The following is a 19,905-nucleotide window of genomic DNA, read 5'->3' as shown; positions in this document are numbered from 1 at the left end:
AGTATTATCACAATGACCATCATCACAAAAAAAAGTCTGGTAGCGGCGGGAATTCTTTCTGCGCTAATCGCGGGTAACGCAATGGCTGCGAATGTGCCTGCAGGTGTGCAACTGGCGGAAAAACAGACGCTGGTGCGCAACAATGGTTCTGAAGTGCAATCCCTCGATCCGCACAAAATTGAAGGCGTGCCGGAATCCAATATCAACCGCGACCTGTTTGAAGGCCTGCTGGTGACTGATGTGGACGGGCACCCGAGCGCGGGCGTGGCGGAAAAGTGGGAAAATAAAGATTTCAAAGTCTGGACGTTCCATCTGCGTAAAGATGCGAAATGGTCCAACGGCGAACCGGTAACGGCGCACGATTTCGTGTACAGCTGGCAGCGTCTGGCCGATCCGAACACGGCTTCGCCTTATGAAAGCTACCTGCAATATGGTCATATCGCGAATATCGACGACATCATCGCCGGTAAAAAGAAGCCGACTGAACTTGGCGTTAAAGCGATCGATGATAATACTCTCGAAGTCACTCTGACCGAACCGGTTCCTTACTTCTATAAGCTGCTGGTGCACTCCTCAATGTCGCCGGTACCTAAAGCCGTTGTAGAGAAATTTGGCGAAAAATGGACGCAGCCTGCCAATATCGTTTCGAACGGCGCTTATAAGCTCAAAGATTGGGTAGTGAACGAGCGCATCGTGCTCGAGCGCAACACCAATTACTGGGATAACGCGAAAACAGTTATCAATCAGGTTACTTACCTGCCTATCTCTTCTGAAGTGACAGACGTAAACCGCTACCGCAGCGGCGAAATCGACATGACTTATAACAACATGCCGATCGAACTCTTCCAGAAGCTGAAAAAAGAGATCCCTAAAGAGGTGCACGTTGACCCGTACCTGTGCACCTACTACTACGAAATCAACAACCAGAAGCCGCCATTTAACGATCCGCGCGTTCGCGCCGCGCTGAAACTGGGCCTGGATCGCGATATCATTGTTAACAAAGTGAAAAACCAGGGCGACCTGCCAGCCTATAGCTACACCCCGCCTTATACCGACGGCGCGAAGCTGACCGAACCCGCCTGGTTCAAAATGACCCAGGAACAGCGTAACGCGGAAGCGAAAAAGCTGTTGGCGGAAGCAGGCTACACGGCGGATAAGCCGCTGACGTTCGACCTGCTGTACAACACGTCCGATCTGCACAAGAAACTGGCTATCGCCGTCTCTTCCATCTGGAAGAAAAACCTCGGCGTGAACGTGAAGCTGGAAAACCAGGAGTGGAAAACCTTCCTGGATACCCGTCATCAGGGCAACTTCGACGTAGCGCGTGCGGGCTGGTGTGCGGATTACAACGAACCGACTTCCTTCCTGAACACTATGCTTTCTGACAGCTCAAACAATACCGCGCACTATAAGAGCGAAGCGTTCGATAAGATTATCGGCGATACGCTGAAGGTGACGGATGAAGGGCAGCGCACCGCGCTTTATCAGAAAGCGGAAGAACAGCTTGATAAAGACTCCGCGATCGTGCCGGTTTATTACTACGTGAATGCCCGTCTGGTGAAACCGTGGGTGGGTGGTTATACCGGTAAAGACCCGATGGATAATATCTACGTTAAGAACCTTTATATTATCAAGCACTAATGGCAATGCGTGGGGCGAAACAATTTCTCTTCTCGCTGCGGTAACCTTTTCCGCCGCATAACCTGCGGCGGAAATAAACGCCGTCGCGTGAATAAGAAAGTTGCACTCGCGCCACTGTGCCCTGGAGCCGTAAAGCCGTCTGGCGCAGGCTCCTTTTTCATCTTTACTCAAAGGCACATGCCAGAAGGTACGGGCAATGTTGAAATTTATACTACGTCGCTGTCTGGAAGCGATTCCGACACTCTTTATTCTTATCACTATTTCCTTCTTTATGATGCGTCTGGCGCCGGGCAGCCCCTTTACCGGCGAGCGTGCGCTGCCGCCAGAAGTCATGGCGAATATCGAGGCGAAATACCATTTAAACGATCCGATTCTGACTCAGTATTTCAGTTACCTGAAACAGCTGGCTCACGGAGATTTCGGGCCGTCATTCAAATATAAAGATTATTCCGTTAACGATCTCGTGGCCTCTTCGTTTCCGGTTTCCGCGAAACTCGGCGCCGCGGCCTTTTTGCTGGCGGTCATTCTGGGCGTAACGGCGGGCGTGATTGCAGCGCTTAAACAAAATACCAAATGGGATTACACGGTAATGGGCATTGCGATGACCGGGGTAGTGATACCGAGTTTCGTCGTAGCCCCGCTACTGGTCATGATATTCGCCATCACGCTGCAGTGGCTTCCCGGCGGCGGCTGGAATGGCGGGGCGTTTAAATTTATGATCCTGCCGATGGTGGCGCTCTCCCTTGCCTATATCGCCAGTATCGCGCGTATTACGCGCGGTTCGATGATTGAAGTGCTGCACTCTAACTTCATCCGCACCGCGCGGGCGAAAGGGCTGCCGATGCGTCGGATTATCCTGCGTCATGCGCTGAAACCGGCGCTGCTGCCGGTGCTCTCGTATATGGGCCCGGCGTTTGTCGGCATTATCACCGGCTCGATGGTTATCGAAACTATCTATGGTCTGCCGGGTATCGGCCAGCTTTTCGTTAACGGAGCGCTGAACCGCGACTATTCGCTGGTGCTGAGCCTGACTATCCTGGTCGGCGCGCTGACCATCCTTTTTAACGCCATTGTCGATGTGCTTTATGCCGTCATCGACCCGAAAATCCGTTACTGACGCTGGAGTCGCCATGATGTTGAGTAAGAAAAACAGCGAGGCGCTGGAAAACTTCAGTGAAAAACTGGAAGTAGAAGGGCGCAGCCTCTGGCAGGACGCGCGTCGTCGCTTTGTGCATAACCGCGCAGCGGTCGCGAGCCTGGTCGTACTGGCGTTGATTGCGTTGTTCGTCACGCTCGCGCCGATGCTTTCACAATTCAGCTACTTCGATACTGACTGGGGAATGATGTCGAGCCCGCCGGATACCGAATCCGGCCACTGGTTCGGTACCGATTCTTCCGGCCGCGATCTGCTGGTGCGTGTGGCGATAGGCGGGCGCATTTCGCTGATGGTGGGCGTGGCGGCGGCGCTGGTGGCGGTCATCGTCGGCACGCTTTACGGTTCGCTTTCCGGTTACCTCGGCGGCAAAGTGGATTCCGTCATGATGCGCCTGCTGGAGATTCTGAACTCCTTCCCGTTCATGTTCTTCGTTATCCTGCTGGTCACCTTTTTTGGTCAGAACATCCTGCTCATCTTTGTGGCCATCGGCATGGTATCCTGGCTGGATATGGCGCGCATCGTGCGCGGCCAGACGCTCAGCCTTAAGCGCAAAGAGTTTATCGAAGCAGCCCAGGTAGGCGGGGTTTCTACCGCCAGCATTGTGGTTCGGCATATCGTGCCAAACGTGCTGGGCGTGGTGGTGGTTTACGCTTCGCTGCTGGTGCCAAGCATGATCCTGTTTGAGTCCTTCCTGAGCTTCCTGGGCCTCGGCACGCAGGAGCCGCTGAGTTCCTGGGGGGCGCTGCTGAGTGACGGCGCCAACTCCATGGAAGTGTCACCCTGGCTGCTGCTCTTTCCGGCAGGATTCCTCGTGGTCACCCTGTTTTGTTTTAACTTTATCGGCGATGGCCTGCGTGATGCCCTCGACCCGAAAGATCGTTAAGGAGTGCCGCCATGAGCACGATTGAAATTACCGATATCACCCGCGCCGGCACGCAAACGCCATCACTGCTGGAAGTGAAAGATTTGCGGGTGACGTTTGCCACGCCTGATGGCGATGTCACGGCGGTTAACGACCTGAACTTTAGCCTGCGCGCCGGTGAAACGCTGGGCATCGTGGGGGAATCCGGCTCCGGCAAATCCCAGACGGCGTTCGCGTTAATGGGGCTGCTTGCCGCCAACGGCCGCATCGGTGGTTCGGCGACGTTTGATGGCAGACAGATCCTTAATTTGCCGGAGAAAGCACTGAACCAGCTGCGCGCTGAACAGATTTCCATGATTTTCCAGGATCCGATGACCTCGTTGAACCCCTACATGCGCGTAGGCGAGCAACTTATGGAAGTGCTTATGCTGCATAAAAGCATGAGCAAAGCGGAAGCGTTTGAAGAATCCGTTCGCATGCTGGATGCAGTAAAAATGCCGGAGGCGCGTAAGCGCATGCGCATGTATCCGCATGAGTTTTCCGGCGGTATGCGCCAGCGCGTGATGATTGCGATGGCGCTGCTGTGCCGCCCGAAACTGCTGATTGCCGACGAACCGACCACCGCGCTCGACGTTACCGTTCAGGCGCAGATCATGACGCTGCTTAACGAACTCAAGCGCGAGTTCAATACCGCGATTATCATGATTACCCATGACTTAGGCGTTGTGGCGGGTATCTGCGATAAAGTGCTGGTGATGTATGCCGGACGCACGATGGAATATGGCCGCGCGCGCGATGTTTTCTATCATCCGGCGCATCCTTACTCCATTGGCCTGCTGAACGCGGTGCCGCGCCTGGATGCGGAAGGGGAATCGCTGCTTACCATTCCTGGCAACCCGCCAAACCTGTTGAAGCTGCCGAAGGGGTGTCCGTTCCAGCCTCGCTGCCCGCATGCGATGGAAATCTGTAATAGCGCGCCGCCGTTAATGGAGTTCGCGCCAGGGCGTTTACGCGCCTGCTATAAGCCGGTGGAGGAGTTAGCATGAGCGCCGTTGCTGAAGAGAAAAAAGTGTTGCTCGAAATTGCCGATCTGAAAGTGCACTTTGATATCAAAGACGGCAAACAGTGGTTCTGGCAGCCGCCAAAAACCCTGAAAGCGGTAGATGGCGTTACGCTGCGTCTTTATGAAGGCGAAACGCTGGGCGTGGTGGGGGAGTCTGGTTGCGGGAAATCTACCTTCGCGCGCGCCATCATTGGCCTGGTGAAAGCCACCAGCGGCCGGGTGGCATGGCTTGGCAAGGATTTGCTCGGCATGAAGCCGCAGGAGTGGCGCGATGTTCGCAGCGATATTCAGATGATTTTCCAGGACCCGCTGGCCTCCCTGAACCCGCGAATGACGATTGGCGAAATCATTGCCGAGCCGCTTCGCACCTATTATCCGACAATGCCGCGTCAGGATGTTCGCGACCGCGTGAAGGCGATGATGATGAAGGTGGGGCTGCTGCCGAACCTCGTCAACCGTTATCCGCACGAGTTTTCCGGCGGACAATGCCAGCGTATCGGCATTGCCCGCGCGCTGATCCTGGAGCCGAAGCTGATTATCTGTGACGAACCGGTGTCCGCGCTGGATGTTTCTATTCAGGCTCAGGTGGTCAATCTGCTGCAAAAACTGCAGCGCGAAATGGGGCTGTCGCTTATTTTTATCGCCCACGACCTGGCGGTAGTAAAACATATCTCCGATCGCGTTCTGGTGATGTATCTGGGACATGCGGTGGAGCTTGGCACCTATGATGAGGTATATAATAACCCGCTGCACCCGTATACGCGGGCGCTGATGTCAGCGGTGCCGATCCCGGACCCGGATCTGGAGAAGAATAAGACTATCCAGCTGCTGGAAGGCGAGCTTCCGTCGCCGATTAACCCCCCTTCGGGCTGCGTGTTCCGCACCCGTTGCCCGATGGCCGGGCCGGAGTGCGCGAAAACGCGTCCGGTACTCGAAGGGAGTTTCCGGCATGCGGTCTCCTGTCTGAAGGTGGACCCGCTTTAAGCGCAAGGGCTGACATCATGTCAGCCCTTTTTTCTTCCGGAGGCCACAGATGACAAGGACGCATTTATCATTTCGCCGCGCGCTCTGGCGCGTTTTGTTTGATCAGCACACTCGCAGCGGGCGTTATGTCGAAGCGCTTTGCGGGTTGCTCGCTTTGCTGAGCGTAGTAGTGGTGTTTATCGAATCGGGCATCGGCACCCAGTATCATCTGAACTACAGCCAGTGGCGGCTGTTTGTGTTGCTCGAAACGGCGTTTACCCTGGCGTTCACTCTGGAATATTTACTGCGGGTTTTTACCTGGCCGCAGCCTGCGCGCTATGTTTTCAGCTTCTGGGGGATTATCGATCTCGCTACGCTGTTGCCGCTTTACATTATGTGGCTGTGGCCTGAGTTCACCTCCAGTTACTTTTTCGCCTGGCGCGCCCTGCGGGCTATTCGCGTCCTGCGTATTCTGAAGCTGCTACGCTTTATGCCTGCGCTCGACAGCATCTGGCGCGCCATCATAAATGCCCGCCATCAGTTGATTCTCTTTTACGCGTTTATTGGCATCGTCATGGTCGTGGCGGGCGCGCTGATGTATGGCATTGAGGGCGCCGACAGTGGCTTTACGACCCTTGGCACCTCAGTTTATTGGGCGGTCGTCACGGTGACGACGGTAGGCTACGGCGATATTACGCCGCATACCGCGTCGGGACGGCTTATCGCTTCGGCGCTGATTTTGATCGGCTATTCGGTCATCGCCATCCCTACGGGAATATTAACGTCGCAGATGACGGCTGATTTACAAAACAAACGCCACAAAAGACGATGCCCGGGCTGTAACGCAACCGGGCATGAAGATACAGCGAAGTATTGTAAAGCATGCGGCGAGCGGTTGCCGCCGGTTGGGGAGAGGTAGCGCGGCCAGGCCGCGCCGCTTATTCACGCCAGAGGATATGGCAAATTTTGTGATCTTTTTCGCGGCACAGCAGCACACGGGCGAAAATATCGTTGATTTCGCCGCCGTCGGTATCAGCAAGGCCAATCACCACTTCCGAGAAGAAGTCCGGGTTTAAGTCAAAATCGACGTGCTCGCTCCAGTCCTCTGCAGGATCAAACAACTCTGCGCCGCCGCGCTCTTCAAATTGCAGGTTAAACAGGATGATATCCGCCGGGTCGAGGTTATCTCCCGCCAGCTCCAGAAAAATATCGTAGGCCTGCTCAAGCGTTTCGTCTTCGGTCAGACGGTTGTTCAGATCCATTTCCATTGTGATACCCCACTCAATAACGTTGCGCACGTTTTACAGCAATGGACTGAAGAAGTAAAACAGTCGCTCCACGACACGCTGCCACAGCGGCCTTTTGTTCCAGCGCGCCACATCAAGCAGCCGCGAGCGGGAGATGTAATCATCCTGCACGGCCGCCAGATCGCCGCCAAAACCAGCGTCGTCTATTACCAGTGTAATCTCGAAATTGAGCCACAGGCTGCGCATATCCAGATTCACAGTGCCCACCAGGCTTAATTCGCCATCCACCAGCACGCTCTTGGTATGCAGCAAACCGCCTTCAAACTGGTAAATCTTCACGCCCGCCGCAAGGAGCTCGGTAAAAAAGGCGCGGCTCGCCCAGCCTACCAGCAGCGAATCATTCTTGCGGGGTAAAATGATGCTGACATCGACGCCGCGCTGCGCGGCGGTACAAATAGCGTGTAGTAAATCATCGCTGGGCACGAAATAGGGCGTGGTCATGATGAGATATTCACGTGCAGCATAAACCGCCGTCAGCAACGCCTGGTGAATCAAATCTTCCGGGAAGCCAGGCCCGGAAGCGATAGTGTGAATGGTATGTCCGCTTGCCTGCTCGAAGGGCATGATATTCGTATCCGGCGGCGGCGGCAGAATGCGCTTGCCGGTTTCAATTTCCCAGTCGCACGAGTAAACCACGCCCATGGCCGTGGCCACCGGACCTTCCATGCGCGCCATTAAGTCTACCCACTGGCCAACGCCCGCGTCCTGTTTGAAAAAGCGCGGATCGACCAGGTTCATGCTGCCCGTGTAAGCGATGTAATTATCGATCATGACCATTTTGCGGTGCTGGCGTAAATCCATACGGCGCAGAAAAACACGCATCAGGTTAACTTTAAGCGCCTCGACCACTTCCACGCCCGCGTTGCGCATCATGCCCGCCCAGGGGCTGCGAAAGAAGGTAACACTGCCTGCGGAATCAAGCATCAGGCGGCAGTGTATGCCGCGCCGCGCCGCAGCCATTAGCGACTCCGCTACCTGATCCGCCAGACCGCCTGGCTGCCAGATATAGAAAACCATCTCAATATTGTGCCGGGCGAGCTGGATATCGCGGATAAGCGCCTGCATGACATCATCGGAGTCGGTCAGCAGCTGTAGCTGGTTGCCTTTGACGCCCGCAATGCCCTGGCGGCGCTCACACAGCTGGAACAGCGAGGCGGCGACGGGGCTGTTCTCTTCAGCAAAAATATGCTTGCAGGCTTTTAGGTCGTTAAGCCATTTGGCGGTGGAAGGCCACATCGCTTGCGCGCGCTCGGCCCGGCGCTTGCCCAGATGCAATTCGCCGAAAGAAAGATAGGCGATGATCCCGACCAACGGCAGAATGTAGATGACCAACAACCACGCCATAGCGGAAGGAACCGCACGGCGCTTCATCAGGATGCGCAACGTCACGCCTGCAATCAGTAACCAGTAGCCTATAACGACCAGCCAACTCACCACGGTGTAGAAGGTTGTCATAGTTAATTAATCCTTTAAAATCCGCATTGTAGTGAGTGTACGCAGAACCGGGCCGTCCTCAAACAGAAAAGCGCTGGTCTGGCGATGCGAAGGGGCTATAATGGCCGCTCTGTTATAAGTCAAGAGTAGTTGAAATGAGGCGTAGTAGAACGGAAGTTGGACGCTGGCGTATGCTGCGGCAGTCTCAACGGCGAAAGGCGCGCTGGTTGGAAGCGCAATCGCGACGCAACATGCGTATTCACGCTATCCGCAAATGCACTATCAATCGCCAGCGTAATGCTTTGCTGTTTGCCATTCATGACAGATAAGCCAAAGAGAAGGGCACCGTTCTGCGGTGCCCGGAAATGTTCTTCGCTCACTTTCCCAACGCCAACAACCCTTTGCATATCTGCGACGCACCTTCAGCCTGAATGCGGAAAAAACGTATGGGTTTAGCAGAAGATCATCTCTCTAAACACGCCTTTATTCTCCGCTTGCCGAATTCATAAAATGCAGCGCGATCCAGGCGCGGGCATATAAAGAATGACCAAATTGAGCCGATAAATAAATCCTGTACCCAAACGGCGATACCGGGTGCGCCATTAATAATGAATGCCGTCTCCTTTTATGGCAAGACGAGAAGCGATACCCGGATTTAAGGATATCTTCAGGAGAGTACGTTTTGACGCTGGAAAACAGTTATCAGATTGGTTGGCTTGTTCTGCTGGCCATAATTTTCATCCGTGACTGGCTAACTTCTCGCAAGAAAATGAGCGATAAGCCTGACCGTAAATAAGTGTGGTTCCTGCGCCGCGTCAAAACGCCGCGCGCAGAGTCACATCGGCCGAGCCAGGTGATGGGTGCGAAAGCAAGTATCAAGGAAGGGCACAGTCAGCTTTTTACTTTACTGTGCCCGGTCAGTTCATCAGAAATCAAAAAACTTTTTTACTGTCATCCGGTTTTTAGGATGCGTTCCATATCAAAAAGAACTGCTACGCTAAAACCATGACGACTATAGATCAGGGCATCATGCATATAATTGACAGACCCGCTCTGATTCTGCGCTTCCTTAGTGCCAGCGACGAGGGATTACGCAACGGGAGCAATTATTTGCCCTTAAGGCGATAATTTAGCTTCAGCAGACAGTAAATACGGTAGAGCCTTTTGTGGATCCACAGGTATCTCTGCCGCCGCGGAACATGAAAAAGTATCGGAAAATTTCCTGTTCTGCCGCCGTGTGCAATGCGGTGATAACAGGGACGTTACATATGATATCCGCACGGTAATGGTAAACCGTTCTGCTCAGGTTGAGACTGCGGCAGGCCTGACGGATACTGAGTCCGAAGGTGGTTATCAGATGTGACCAGTTCATGTTTAAAGTCTCGTTTTAAGGTTTTTTTCGATAACGACTTTAGCACCCGATTATCAAGGCTCAGGTCGGCAAACATCTTTTTGAGACGTTAGTTCCCTTCATCAAAATCCATGATCTTTTTAACATCAGAAGCTTTCATGCCGCCTTATTTGGACTTGCTGTTGGAGTAAATAGCTTCAGAGGCACCGGTCTCCCGGCAGACATCTTTAACAGTTCGTTCGGCTTCAACCGACTTAATTACGGGTACGTGTTTATGCTCTGTAAAATGAGCTTTAGGCATACCGCTCTTCTTCATTAGCAGATTGCTTATGTCGGATGGTCGCTAAATGTGAATGACAGGATTTTGCGGGATACTTAAACAGTCATCAAATAGGTTCACACTGTGTTTTGAAAAGCGTCCGGTACTGGATAGAAGCCAAGCTCTGTGGTAAGTGGGGCTTTCTATAATGTTCTTTAAGATAAGAGGCGGGAAACCGCCTCATTTCTTTTTGAATCTGTACGCTAAAGCTCGTAATGGATTTCTCTTACTTACATTCTCTGAACGCAAAGGAAACAACCAAATCTCCGTTGCTAAAGTATGTCTTGTACAGGCCAGCATCAGTGATTAACTGCATCTCACATATTCCAGCAATTATTTCATTTTGCCGTGCAGGCGCTGGTTGTTCTTTTCCCGAGTAAATCTCAGTCATCTTAACTATGCCCCATGCCAACGGGCCATCAAAATAAGAAGGAATGATTTGCTTCATTAGAGGGGATTTTTGTATGGCCTTATCGGCGATAGGCGAGTAAAGCGATTTCCCGTCTATAGTAATCGTTTTGATGTTATTGTAGCCAATTTTTACGATATCATTCGTCACCCCATAAACGATCCTATCCGCCAATTTGTCCTGAGATTTCATGGCGTTCGTGAATGTGGCCATGTATGAGAATGAAACAACTGCGAGAAGGCAATAAATAACATTGAGCTTGCATTGATGTCTCGTTGAAATGAAAGAGATTAACGCCAGTAAAGTTGAAATGAAGAAACCAAAACCAACAAAAACTCTCGGACCTATAGGCATCGACTTAAGGGCTAACCCCGGGCCTGGAATACATACCAAAATTACTGCCAGGCTTGCAATAATAAGCAGTAAGCTGACCGCTTTTCTCCCATTTGATAGCGTTGATTTAGATGTAATTATCAATAACTTTATGAGTCCAAGAGTGGCCAACAAACCAATAACGATGAATACAATCGCTATTGTGCCAGTAAAAAATGAACTCAATACGTTTATCGTCACCGATATATTGTTATACAACTCTGCGACCCTGCTAATTATTTGATTATAGCCATTAGCATAATCACTGGTTACAAAGAAGGGTACTATTAGTTGAGAGTATATTATGTATCCAGTAACCATCCCTAAAGCTGCTATGGAAGCCTCAACCAATAGACTGTAAGGGTCTGAGCCTTTTTTAATAGAGAAAAGAGTGTACAAGCAAACTGCTGCCATAAATACGCTGAGCGAGGCCTGATACAACGACAAAGATGTAAAGGCACAGAGGGCGGAAACCGCGAATAGTTTTGCCTTTGTTTTACGCATAAAGAAAAGTGGTAAGGCTGCTATCGCCACTGACAAAGACATAGTCAGCGAGTCAAATCTGAATGCAAGATTTTGAATAAAAAACGGGCTCAGGAAAATTGGCGTGAATACCAACCATCCTAGACTATGATCCGGGTTAAGATATCTATGAATAAAATAACACAGGGTGGTCATTATAAGTATGGCTAAAATCTGCGGGAATGGCGCAATGTCCGTTGCTGGCGAACCGAGGTCTATAGTTTCAAAGATTATATCAGAAAAAGGCCTGCCATCTATTCCCCATGAGAAATAGCCATAAACTGACCTACCAATGTCATCATAATAAGGGCTATTTGTAATCAGTAACGGCAGTATATATATAAAGCCTATTATCCATAAATGATAAATTGGTTTAAGATCAACTTTATTTGGCATTTTTTCTTTCCTTGAGTAGATATTTTGGCCTTTGCTTTGTTTCCACATAAATCCTGCCTATATATTCACCCAGTACACCTATTCCTATAAGCTGCACGCCACCAAGAAAAAGAATTGAAACTAACAGAGATGGATATCCTCGCACAGGATTACCGAATGCCAGGGTATCTATGATCATCCATGCACCGTATAGAAAAGACAAGCTTGCAACAAACAGTCCGATATAAGTCCACATCCGAAGTGGGAAAGTTGAAAAGCTAGTTATTCCTTCGAGTGCCAGGTTCCACAGTTTCCACCCATTAAATTTAGTGTTGCCAGCAACCCGTTCTGCACGTATGTACTCGACAACATCAGTCTTGCCACCAACCCATGAAAGTACGCCTTTCATGAATAAGTTACGCTCAGGCAACTGCTTGATATTTTCTACCACCTCGCGACTCATGAGCCGAAAATCACCAACATTTTCTTCAATTTTGGGATTGCTTATTTTGTTGTGTAGTTTGTAGAACCATTCAGCAGTTTTACGCTTCAGGCGCCCATCAGTTGACCGGTCAGCGCGTTTACCAAGGATCACATCCGCACCCTCCCGCCATTTATTAATCATTGGTGGGATCGCTTCAATTGGGTCCTGTAAGTCTACATCAATTGGGATTATTGCGTCTCCGGACGCATGGTCCAGACCCGCAAAAAGAGCGGGCTCTTTGCCAAAGTTTCTTGTGAAGGAAAGGGGGACAACAAGTGGGTCTGAAACAGCAAGAGCGTTTATAATAGACTCCGTCGCATCTTTGCTTCCGTCGTTTATAAAGACTATTTCTACATCATATTCCTGAAAAGCTTCATATTCACGAACAGCTGTATAAAAAATAGGTATCGCGTCCTCTTCATTGAAGACAGGAACAACCAAAGAGATTTTCATTTTTCTTCCCTAAACACGATGAACTTAGAGTAAATGAACCCGCACACCAGGCTGATTGCGGAAAACACGATTAACGTGATGATAGGGGCCATACCTGATTTGTCTGCACACCAACCGACAATGGCGCTAAGAGTTCCCATGAAGCCTGCATAGAGCATGTATCGCATGGTTGTAGTCGATGATTTGAATGTGAACCTGGCATTGGCGAAGAAGCTGAATGATACAGCCACAACGAACCCGGCGAAGTTACCGAGAGCCTGTCCTGTGTGGAATACATAGATGCAAACAGCGAATACCACCCAGTGAATGAGCGTGTTAATGACACCTATCGACGTGTACTTGGCGAATAACTTTAACATTATAAAAATCAGCGAATTCGGAAAGGACAGCAGTGTAGCATTACAACGGATATTGATCGACAGAACCAAAAGTAAGATGCACGCTCCGGCGGATTTTTTGCGCGCAATACCTCGCAAGCCTCCCTCTCGGTGATTGATATGTGATCGCTTTTTGATAAGTTCGCGCAATCAGCTATGGAAAGAGAATAGAGATGGGCATGATGCTGTTTGGCCTCACGGTGAAGGACGGAATGAAGGGCTTTCTCCACGAACGTGAAAGTGTTTCGCACATCTCCATTCCCCGCTGGCTGCTCACTGAGTCTTCTCCACGTACGTGGAGGTGTTTCTGTCGAGACTGGAGTATAAACCCTGCAGCGCCAAACCTTACTGCTCCCAAAGCAAGCGGCAGTGCACTTAAAGTAAAACTGATAGGTGTTAAGGGATCGCCGACACCTAAGTGGAGTATTTCAGCAAGCGCAGACGTGCAAGAATTTTAACTAATGTGGCGTTGACATAACCTTCCTATGAAACTAATCTGCCAGAAATATTTTATGCTCTGGCAGTGTCATGTCAAAAAATAACAATGTAATTCATAGTCTTACATCCCTTAGGATGTTCGCCGCGCTTGGTGTTTTTTTGAGCCACTTAGGGATTCTTTCGCAATCTTCCATTCCGCAATTTAACGAGACATCTAAGTACTTCTTTAATGGGTATGTAGGCGTAACTTTCTTCTATATCCTCTCCGGATTTATTATCAATTACAGTTTTAGCAGGCATTTATCCGAGGGGGGATTTAGCAACAAAGACTTTATTGTTTATCGTCTGGCTAGACTATTCCCTGTCCATATTGTCTCGCTGGTATGTGTTCTGCTTTTATTCGGTTACACAAACAATTGGGAAGCGACAAACAAAGAAGCTTTACTCTATAATACGTTCCTGCTTCAATCTTTCATACCTGATGCGGGCTATTACTTTTCGTTTAATCCTGTATCATGGAGCATTTCATGCGAGATGTTCTTCTATCTTTGCTTTTGTCTGCTTGTTAAATGCAAAACAAAACACCTGTTCTTCACCTTATCCGCCGTTCAGGCAATCAACATTTATTTCCTGGTGTATCCACCTTCCGGAGTTTCACTCCACTGGTTGTTCTATATAAACCCCATTTTTAGGATTACTGACTTCATGCTTGGAATTATCATATGTAGAGCATTTCTTGCAAAGCCAGTTACTCCAAAAATCGTGGTTTGTAGCGCAATGGAGATTGGGTCGCTTTTGTTTTTGGCTTTAACAATTTATGTAGCAACAAACCACGTGGCTAATATGAATGTTAAATATGACCTTTTGTATATCCCTTGCATGGCTTCTATCGTTATCGCGTTTGCGTTTAATGGCGGGATTATCTCTCGCATCCTTGCAAACAGATATTTAATACTCCTTGGTGAAGCGTCATTCTCTTTCTACATGTTCCACTGGATGATTGTTTCCAAACTGATTGAAATAATGCACCCAGGTAAGGATAACCCTATTGAAGTGCTCATATACATCCTTTCGTGCCTGGTACTGGCGATAGTGGTTTCAGTCTTGTCGTTTAAGCTAGTTGAGATGCCAGCTAACAGGCTTCTCAGGAGTGCCTGGGCAGCATTTAAAACTCGGGGCAAGGCAAAAGAGCATACAGCCTGAATCAGATAGTCACTAGGCCGCTCCGTCTTGATCTCCACGCGCGTGGAGGCGTTTCTCTGCCAGCCATCAGTTTCAGGAAAGGGCACAATTAATATTTTGTGTACTCAAATGTGCCCTTAACCTAATTTCCGTTACGCTTTACATGTAGCAAGGCAACGTACATAAAGGGTATTTGTTTAACACTAGAAAACCTTTTTATACGGCTTAACCGCGACGGTCTTATAAACGCCTGCGGCGATATAAGGATCTGCTTGCGCCCAGGCCTGCGCCGCTTCCAGCGACTCAAACTCGGCAATGACCGTTGAGCCGGTAAAGCCCGCCTTTCCCGGATCGTTGCTGTCTACTGCGGGCATGGGGCCTGCGGTAAGCAGACGGCCTTCATCATGCAGCAGTTGCAGGCGCGCCAGGTGCGCCGGGCGAACCGATAATCTCTTTTCCAGCGAATCCGCGACATCTTCAGCGTAAATAACATAAAGCACGGGCATAACTCCTAAGCAGAAATCCAGAAGAAAATTACGTTATGTGAAACCGGGGCTTACTGCAACGCAAAGTTAATAATGCCTGAAAGGCCGTAACAACATTGCGGATAAAACAGGCGGTTAAACGTTCCTTGCCAACGAAGTCGGGATGCGTTGTTGAATATGATTGCTATTTGCATTTAAAATTGAGGCTTCATTCATTCACTGAAACGATTATGACTTCAATGGCCCTTGATTTACCTCGTCGCTTTCCATGGCCGACTCTGCTCTCTGTCGCTATTCATGGCGCCGTAGTGGCGGGGTTGCTGTATACCTCGGTACATCAGGTTATTGAATTGCCTGCTCCTTCGCAGCCTATCTCGGTCACGATGGTAACGCCTGCTGAACTGGAGCCTCCACAGCCGGAGGTCGTGCAGCCGCCGCCCCAGCCTGTTGCCGAACCTGAACCCGAGCCGCAGCCGGTACCGGAGCCGCCAAAAGAGGCGCCGGTGGTCATCCATAAGCCAGAACCGAAACCCAAGCCGAAGCCAAAACCGAAGCCGGTGAAAAAGGTGCAGGAGCAACCTAAGCGTGAAGTGAAGCCCGCCGAGCCGCGCCCGGCGTCGCCATTTGAAAATAACGCGCCGAGCCGTCCGGTTACGGCTTCGAGACCTGCTCAGACCGCGCCAGCTAAAGCCGCGCCGAGCGGTCCGCGCGCCGTGAGCCGGAATCAGCCGCAGTATCCGGCCCGCGCCTATGCATTACGTATGGAAGGTCAGGTCCGCGTGAAATTCGACGTCGCGGCGGACGGCAGCGTGGAAAATATTCAGGTCCTCTCTGCGAAACCTGCCAACATGTTTGAGCGCGAAGTGAAGACCGCCATGCGCAGGTGGCGCTACGAACCGGGTAAACCGGGGCAGGGATTGATAGTGAATATTGTCTTTCGCATGAATGGCGGGGCGACGATGCAGTAAAAAACCTCCCTTCGGGGAGGTTTTTTATTGGCTCAACTGGCTTGCGGGAGAGGGCGAGGTTTGCCCTCCTGATCCACTGCGACATAAATGAACAGCGCTTCTGTTGCGCGATAACGCTGGCCGATAGGCTCAGATGACACCTTCTTGACCCACACTTCAACATTAATCGTTACTGACGTATTGCCCCGTTTTACACAGCGGGCGTAACAGCAAACGACATCGCCCACCGCGACGGGGCGCAGAAAGGTCATGCCGTCAACCCGTACCGTCACCACGCGCCCCTGGGCTATCTCTTTCGCGAGGATTGCGCCGCCCATATCCATCTGCGACATCAGCCAGCCGCCAAAAATATCGCCGTTGGCATTGGTGTCGGCAGGCATAGCCAGCGTTCTTAAAACCAGTTCACCCTGCGGCGCTTCGGATTGTGTCGTCATTGCTCTTCTTCCGTTCGATAGCTTATCAGTTTTTATTTTCAGAAGGGGCGGCGGGACCATGCCGGTAACCGTCCTTGCGCCATCATAACATTGCGCGACGAAAAGAGGATAAAGGAGGAAGAAACAAAGAGGCGACCCGCTCTCCCTGAAAATAATCAGAAGAAGAGGGTAACCCCCGCGTAACAGGCACGGCCCGATTAACGGCTAAAAAGGCTTTAAGCGAAATACATTTTTTGCAAAGCGCACTACCCGCACCGATATCACGCACCACGCGCTATTTTCGTGGGCAGGCATAATAGAAGTGATAACGATAACGCCACAGAACCTCTGCATCGACTACAAAGGTATGCCAGTAAATATCGTCGCCCTGACGCGCTTCCCGCAATGTTGCGAACCGAGCTGCCTGGTGGTGAACGGATTAGTTTGCGAGATGCGGCGCCGGTATTAGAAGTGCGTGCTAACAGATGAAGGGAATGCAGTTCAGATTCGACGGCAAGCAATCCGTAAAAGGGGGTAAAAAAAGCACGCTTCGTTTTTAATTAAGTGGAAGCGTGCTTTAAGCAGTTTTTTATGCGTTTATCTTCTTGAAGGAAAAGAGGATAAGCAGCAAGAATTATTTTTCTTCGGCAGGCATATGGCGATACATGTATACGCCGCTTAACAGAGTAAAAATCAGCGTCAGGACGGTAAGTCCGAAGACTTTAAAATTCATCCATACGTTCTCCGGTAGCCAGAATGCGACATAAATATTGAGCAGGCCGCAGGCGATAAAAAAGGCTGCCCAGGCGAGGTTCAGGCGCGCCCAGACGCTTTCGGGCAAGGTTATCTCTTTACCAAGCATGCTCTGGATCAGCGGCTTCTTCATGACCCACTGGCCTATCAACAGCGCACCGGCAAACAGCGCATAAATGATGGTTACTTTCCACTTAATGAACTCAGAATTGTGGAAATAAATAGTTAAACCGCCGAACACCGCAACCAGCACAAAGGTCACCAGCGTCATTTTTTCGAGTTTGCGGAATTTATACCAGCTGTAAACCAGCGCAATAGCGGTCGCCACAATCAACGCGCCGGAGGCCACGAAAATATCGTAGAGCTTGTAAAAAACGAAAAAAACAATCAGGGGTAAAAAATCGAGTAACTGCTTCATACTTCGGTTCCGTAAAAGGCGACCTCCCGACTATAACGCGCAAGCCGGGAGGGCGGAAGTTTATTGACGAATAAGCATATATAAACGGAAGAGGTAGATGAGCAACAGGGCGGAGATAAGGTTGCTCAGCGTATTGGCGACAATCGCGCCGATGTTAGGCGTCAGCGCGGCGAAAGCCGGCGCGATAAACAGCAGAAACGTTTTCGCCATCAACCAGCCGATAACCGCGGGCGCCACCAGACGCATATTCCGCCAGGCCAGGCTCATGCTGCTGCGCATGGCGGCAAAAACGCCCATTTTATCCTGCACCAGCATGACCGGCGCAAAAGCCAGCACAATCGCCAGCAGTACGCCAGGCACAACCACCAGCATAATCCCCATTTGCACAAGGAAAGTCGTCAGGAAGATAAGGATAAACAGGCGCGGCAGCACCGGCGCGGCGGCGCCAATCGCCCGCAGCGCGCTGACGCGCTGGCCTGCGGAAACTAGCTGGATAGCCAGCAGCACGCCGCCTGCGAGTATCGCGTTGCCAAACAGCCCGGCGAACGTCGATGCCGCCGAAGTTTTCAACAGCACCTGCTGTTGCTCCGGCGTCATATTGCGCACCAGTTCAAACAGGCTGGCGCTGCCCGCCAGATTATCCCCTTCGCTCAGCACAGAGAGTTCTTCTTCGCTGGGCGTAAAAACGTGCCCGATAATCAGGGTGATAAAGGCACAGAGCAGAGCAATCAGCAGCAAAGTAACAAACTGATTACGAAAAAAATTCCCCGTGTCACGGTAAACGGACTTTGCCGTGATAGACATGCACTCTCCTTGAGTTTTGCGGATGTTAATCTGCGGGCAATTGTACCCTGGATGACTCCGCAGTGGCAGCATTGAGAGGTAAGCCGGAAAGGGGGGGCGTTTCGCCAAGCGGCGGCAGACCCCATGCGGCGCGTGCGCGGTTACAGGCATCGTTAACCACGCCATTTTCGCCAGACATGGCGAATTCACGACAGGGAGTTGGCCGGTTTTCATAAATCGTACACCTGACCGATTCGCCAGGCGTGCCTTCCAGCGCCACGCAACGACAGGGTTTGTGCAAGGTGCCGCTCATACAGCGTAAAAAAGGAGTAACCTGCTCGGTCAAATGGGAAGGCACGATGCCGCCGGCATCGTCGCCTTCGGCCCAATAGAAAGAAACTCTAAACCAGGCGCAGCAAGCGCCACACGTCATGCACGGATTCAACTCGCTCATTTCTCACCCGCAAACACATCACGCAAATAGCCATATGGAGGAAGCAGCTAAATTAGCCAGCGCCATCAACGGCAGCAAGTGAGCACTGTCACAATTTTTTGTTAATTTTTGTTTGCCGATTACTCGCAAATCAAAAATTCGTTATCAGCGGATAACCTGGAAATTAATGCAGATCAATGAATGTTAAATTACCGCTTCGAATGTGATCTGCGGCAGATCACTTTATAACTCAATCTGGGTATATTCACCGCGCCAATAAAACCACAACAAGGGAGCGGGATATGAAAAAGTTTGCAGTGGCATTGCTTGCATTAAGCTGTTTGTCGGGCGTGGCGTCGGCGCATGAGGCGGGGGAGTTTTTTGTGCGTGCCGGTAGCGCGACCGTTCGTCCTACAGAAGGGTCTGATAATGTGCTGGGTATGGGCGGCTTTAATGTTAATAACAATACCCAGCTCGGCGTGACCTTAACCTATATGGCTACGGATAACGTAGGTGTGGAACTGCTTGCCGCCACGCCGTTTCGCCATCGCGTTGGGTTAGGGGCGACGGGTGATATCGCGACTGTGCACCATCTGCCGCCGACGTTAATGGCGCAGTGGTACTTCTGTGACGCTCAGAGCAAAGTGCGCCCTTACATCGGCGCAGGCATTAACTACACCACTTTCTTTAATGAAGATTTTAACGATACGGGCAAGGCGGCGGGTCTGAGCGATTTAAGCCTGAAAGATTCCTGGGGCGCGGCAGGCCAGGTCGGTCTTGATTATCTTATCAACCGCGACTGGCTGTTGAACATGTCCGTCTGGTATATGGATATTGATACGGAAGTGAAATTCAAGGCGGGCGGCGAACAGCAAAATATCAATACCCGTCTCGATCCGTGGGTATTCATGTTCTCGGCCGGTTATCGCTTCTAAGCATCGGCA

The 19,905-nt window shown here is 50.9% G+C and carries 20 protein-coding genes and 1 pseudogene; 10 read left to right on the top strand and 11 right to left on the bottom strand.

Features of this window, described 5'->3' with window-relative positions:
* Nucleotides 1–12 precede the first annotated feature (12 nt).
* The 6 genes from oppA (at nucleotide 13) to MT962_RS08365 (ending at nucleotide 6,604) form a co-directional block, all read left to right on the top strand.
* Nucleotides 13–1,641, top strand: a complete 1,629-nt coding sequence (oppA, locus tag MT962_RS08390; protein ID WP_024556092.1) for an oligopeptide ABC transporter substrate-binding protein OppA — start codon at nucleotides 13–15, stop codon at nucleotides 1,639–1,641.
* 196 nt (nucleotides 1,642–1,837) lie between these two features.
* Nucleotides 1,838–2,758: an oligopeptide ABC transporter permease OppB gene (gene oppB / locus MT962_RS08385; RefSeq protein WP_247365373.1), complete on the top strand. Its 921-nt coding sequence runs from the start codon at nucleotides 1,838–1,840 to the stop codon at nucleotides 2,756–2,758.
* 13 nt (nucleotides 2,759–2,771) lie between these two features.
* Nucleotides 2,772–3,680 (top strand): oligopeptide ABC transporter permease OppC, encoded by a 909-nt coding sequence (gene oppC, locus MT962_RS08380; protein WP_024556094.1) that lies wholly within the window; start codon nucleotides 2,772–2,774, stop codon nucleotides 3,678–3,680.
* A gap of 11 nt (nucleotides 3,681–3,691) precedes the next feature.
* Entirely contained in the window at nucleotides 3,692–4,705 is a 1,014-nt protein-coding gene (locus MT962_RS08375) for an ABC transporter ATP-binding protein (RefSeq protein WP_024556095.1), read from the top strand.
* Nucleotides 4,702–5,706 (top strand): murein tripeptide/oligopeptide ABC transporter ATP binding protein OppF, encoded by a 1,005-nt coding sequence (gene oppF, locus MT962_RS08370; RefSeq protein ID WP_024556096.1) that lies wholly within the window; start codon nucleotides 4,702–4,704, stop codon nucleotides 5,704–5,706. Before MT962_RS08375 ends, oppF begins: the two co-directional genes overlap by 4 nt.
* 49 nt (nucleotides 5,707–5,755) lie before the next feature.
* Entirely contained in the window at nucleotides 5,756–6,604 is an 849-nt protein-coding gene (locus tag MT962_RS08365) for an ion transporter (protein WP_247365372.1), read from the top strand.
* Between the two features lie 19 nt (nucleotides 6,605–6,623).
* Here MT962_RS08365 and MT962_RS08360 read toward each other — a convergent pair whose 3' ends face one another.
* Both MT962_RS08360 and cls read right to left on the bottom strand, forming a co-directional pair.
* Entirely contained in the window at nucleotides 6,624–6,953 is a 330-nt protein-coding gene (locus MT962_RS08360; protein WP_024553069.1) for an HI1450 family dsDNA-mimic protein, read from the bottom strand.
* A gap of 33 nt (nucleotides 6,954–6,986) precedes the next feature.
* The gene (gene cls / locus MT962_RS08355; RefSeq protein WP_024556098.1) at nucleotides 6,987–8,447 is read right to left on the bottom strand and encodes a cardiolipin synthase; all 1,461 of its coding nucleotides are present in this window, start codon (nucleotides 8,445–8,447) and stop codon (nucleotides 6,987–6,989) included.
* Between the two features lie 134 nt (nucleotides 8,448–8,581).
* Between cls and MT962_RS08350 the strand changes: the two genes are divergently transcribed.
* Nucleotides 8,582–8,755, top strand: coding sequence for a YciY family protein (locus MT962_RS08350; protein WP_125454196.1), 174 nt, complete (start codon nucleotides 8,582–8,584; stop codon nucleotides 8,753–8,755).
* Nucleotides 8,756–9,443: 688 nt separating this feature from the next.
* On the opposite strand, the pseudogene MT962_RS08345 reads toward MT962_RS08350, so the two are convergent.
* From MT962_RS08345 to MT962_RS08330, 4 genes and pseudogenes are all read right to left on the bottom strand, one after another.
* Nucleotides 9,444–10,078 (bottom strand): annotated as a pseudogene (locus tag MT962_RS08345) (transposase); the annotation flags it as partial.
* A 244-nt stretch (nucleotides 10,079–10,322) separates the two neighbouring features.
* Nucleotides 10,323–11,795, bottom strand: a complete 1,473-nt coding sequence (locus MT962_RS08340) for a glucosyltransferase domain-containing protein (protein ID WP_247365371.1) — start codon at nucleotides 11,793–11,795, stop codon at nucleotides 10,323–10,325.
* The gene (locus tag MT962_RS08335) at nucleotides 11,785–12,711 is read right to left on the bottom strand and encodes a glycosyltransferase family 2 protein (RefSeq protein ID WP_247365370.1); all 927 of its coding nucleotides are present in this window, start codon (nucleotides 12,709–12,711) and stop codon (nucleotides 11,785–11,787) included. Before MT962_RS08335 ends, MT962_RS08340 begins: the two co-directional genes overlap by 11 nt.
* Nucleotides 12,708–13,070: a GtrA family protein gene (locus MT962_RS08330; RefSeq protein WP_024560946.1), complete on the bottom strand. Its 363-nt coding sequence runs from the start codon at nucleotides 13,068–13,070 to the stop codon at nucleotides 12,708–12,710. The genes MT962_RS08335 and MT962_RS08330 overlap by 4 nt, the downstream gene beginning before the upstream one ends.
* 546 nt (nucleotides 13,071–13,616) lie before the next feature.
* Here MT962_RS08330 and MT962_RS08325 point away from each other — a divergent pair.
* A complete protein-coding gene (locus MT962_RS08325; protein WP_048887445.1) occupies nucleotides 13,617–14,729 on the top strand; it encodes an acyltransferase in 1,113 nt (370 codons plus the stop codon).
* 182 nt (nucleotides 14,730–14,911) lie between these two features.
* Here MT962_RS08325 and MT962_RS08320 read toward each other — a convergent pair whose 3' ends face one another.
* Nucleotides 14,912–15,208 (bottom strand): YciI family protein, encoded by a 297-nt coding sequence (locus MT962_RS08320; RefSeq protein ID WP_024556099.1) that lies wholly within the window; start codon nucleotides 15,206–15,208, stop codon nucleotides 14,912–14,914.
* Nucleotides 15,209–15,432: 224 nt separating this feature from the next.
* On the opposite strand from MT962_RS08320, the gene tonB reads away from it, so the two are divergent.
* Complete coding sequence (gene tonB / locus MT962_RS08315; RefSeq protein ID WP_024560949.1) at nucleotides 15,433–16,161, top strand: TonB system transport protein TonB; 729 nt, start codon at nucleotides 15,433–15,435, stop codon at nucleotides 16,159–16,161.
* A 32-nt stretch (nucleotides 16,162–16,193) separates the two neighbouring features.
* Here tonB and yciA read toward each other — a convergent pair whose 3' ends face one another.
* From yciA to MT962_RS08295, 4 genes are all read right to left on the bottom strand, one after another.
* Nucleotides 16,194–16,595 (bottom strand): acyl-CoA thioester hydrolase YciA, encoded by a 402-nt coding sequence (gene yciA, locus MT962_RS08310; protein ID WP_024556101.1) that lies wholly within the window; start codon nucleotides 16,593–16,595, stop codon nucleotides 16,194–16,196.
* A gap of 613 nt (nucleotides 16,596–17,208) precedes the next feature.
* Nucleotides 17,209–17,745: a septation protein A gene (locus MT962_RS08305; RefSeq protein WP_247365369.1), complete on the bottom strand. Its 537-nt coding sequence runs from the start codon at nucleotides 17,743–17,745 to the stop codon at nucleotides 17,209–17,211.
* A 60-nt stretch (nucleotides 17,746–17,805) separates the two neighbouring features.
* A complete protein-coding gene (locus tag MT962_RS08300) occupies nucleotides 17,806–18,549 on the bottom strand; it encodes a YciC family protein (protein ID WP_029591523.1) in 744 nt (247 codons plus the stop codon).
* 25 nt (nucleotides 18,550–18,574) lie between these two features.
* The gene (locus tag MT962_RS08295) at nucleotides 18,575–18,982 is read right to left on the bottom strand and encodes a YkgJ family cysteine cluster protein (protein WP_071788795.1); all 408 of its coding nucleotides are present in this window, start codon (nucleotides 18,980–18,982) and stop codon (nucleotides 18,575–18,577) included.
* Nucleotides 18,983–19,263: 281 nt separating this feature from the next.
* Between MT962_RS08295 and ompW the strand changes: the two genes are divergently transcribed.
* A complete protein-coding gene (gene ompW / locus MT962_RS08290) occupies nucleotides 19,264–19,896 on the top strand; it encodes an outer membrane protein OmpW (RefSeq protein ID WP_247365368.1) in 633 nt (210 codons plus the stop codon).
* The last annotated feature ends 9 nt before the right edge of the window (nucleotides 19,897–19,905 follow it).

The sequence above is a fragment of the Franconibacter sp. IITDAS19 genome (assembly GCF_023079515.1).
Taxonomy (GTDB): domain Bacteria; phylum Pseudomonadota; class Gammaproteobacteria; order Enterobacterales; family Enterobacteriaceae; genus Franconibacter; species Franconibacter pulveris.
The sequence above is the reverse complement of the archived record's forward strand: the minus strand, read 5'-3'. Positions and strand labels throughout refer to the sequence as shown.

Bases quoted from the DNA above. Each gene is read 5' to 3' on its own strand.
- MT962_RS08365 (WP_247365372.1), top strand. From the start codon at position 5,756: ATGACAAGGACGCATTTATCATTTCGCCGCGCGCTCTGGCGCGTTTTG.
- oppB (WP_247365373.1), top strand. From the start codon at position 1,838: ATGTTGAAATTTATACTACGTCGCTGTCTGGAAGCGATTCCGACACTC.
- MT962_RS08305 (WP_247365369.1), bottom strand. From the start codon at position 17,745: ATGAAGCAGTTACTCGATTTTTTACCCCTGATTGTTTTTTTCGTTTTT.
- MT962_RS08350 (WP_125454196.1), top strand. From the start codon at position 8,582: ATGAGGCGTAGTAGAACGGAAGTTGGACGCTGGCGTATGCTGCGGCAG.
- MT962_RS08330 (WP_024560946.1), bottom strand. From the start codon at position 13,070: ATGTTAAAGTTATTCGCCAAGTACACGTCGATAGGTGTCATTAACACG.
- MT962_RS08295 (WP_071788795.1), bottom strand. From the start codon at position 18,982: ATGAGCGAGTTGAATCCGTGCATGACGTGTGGCGCTTGCTGCGCCTGG.
- tonB (WP_024560949.1), top strand. From the start codon at position 15,433: ATGGCCCTTGATTTACCTCGTCGCTTTCCATGGCCGACTCTGCTCTCT.
- MT962_RS08335 (WP_247365370.1), bottom strand. From the start codon at position 12,711: ATGAAAATCTCTTTGGTTGTTCCTGTCTTCAATGAAGAGGACGCGATA.
- MT962_RS08300 (WP_029591523.1), bottom strand. From the start codon at position 18,549: ATGTCTATCACGGCAAAGTCCGTTTACCGTGACACGGGGAATTTTTTT.
- oppF (WP_024556096.1), top strand. From the start codon at position 4,702: ATGAGCGCCGTTGCTGAAGAGAAAAAAGTGTTGCTCGAAATTGCCGAT.
- ompW (WP_247365368.1), top strand. From the start codon at position 19,264: ATGAAAAAGTTTGCAGTGGCATTGCTTGCATTAAGCTGTTTGTCGGGC.
- oppA (WP_024556092.1), top strand. From the start codon at position 13: ATGACCATCATCACAAAAAAAAGTCTGGTAGCGGCGGGAATTCTTTCT.
- MT962_RS08325 (WP_048887445.1), top strand. From the start codon at position 13,617: ATGTCAAAAAATAACAATGTAATTCATAGTCTTACATCCCTTAGGATG.
- MT962_RS08340 (WP_247365371.1), bottom strand. From the start codon at position 11,795: ATGCCAAATAAAGTTGATCTTAAACCAATTTATCATTTATGGATAATA.
- cls (WP_024556098.1), bottom strand. From the start codon at position 8,447: ATGACAACCTTCTACACCGTGGTGAGTTGGCTGGTCGTTATAGGCTAC.
- MT962_RS08375 (WP_024556095.1), top strand. From the start codon at position 3,692: ATGAGCACGATTGAAATTACCGATATCACCCGCGCCGGCACGCAAACG.
- yciA (WP_024556101.1), bottom strand. From the start codon at position 16,595: ATGACGACACAATCCGAAGCGCCGCAGGGTGAACTGGTTTTAAGAACG.
- oppC (WP_024556094.1), top strand. From the start codon at position 2,772: ATGATGTTGAGTAAGAAAAACAGCGAGGCGCTGGAAAACTTCAGTGAA.
- MT962_RS08360 (WP_024553069.1), bottom strand. From the start codon at position 6,953: ATGGAAATGGATCTGAACAACCGTCTGACCGAAGACGAAACGCTTGAG.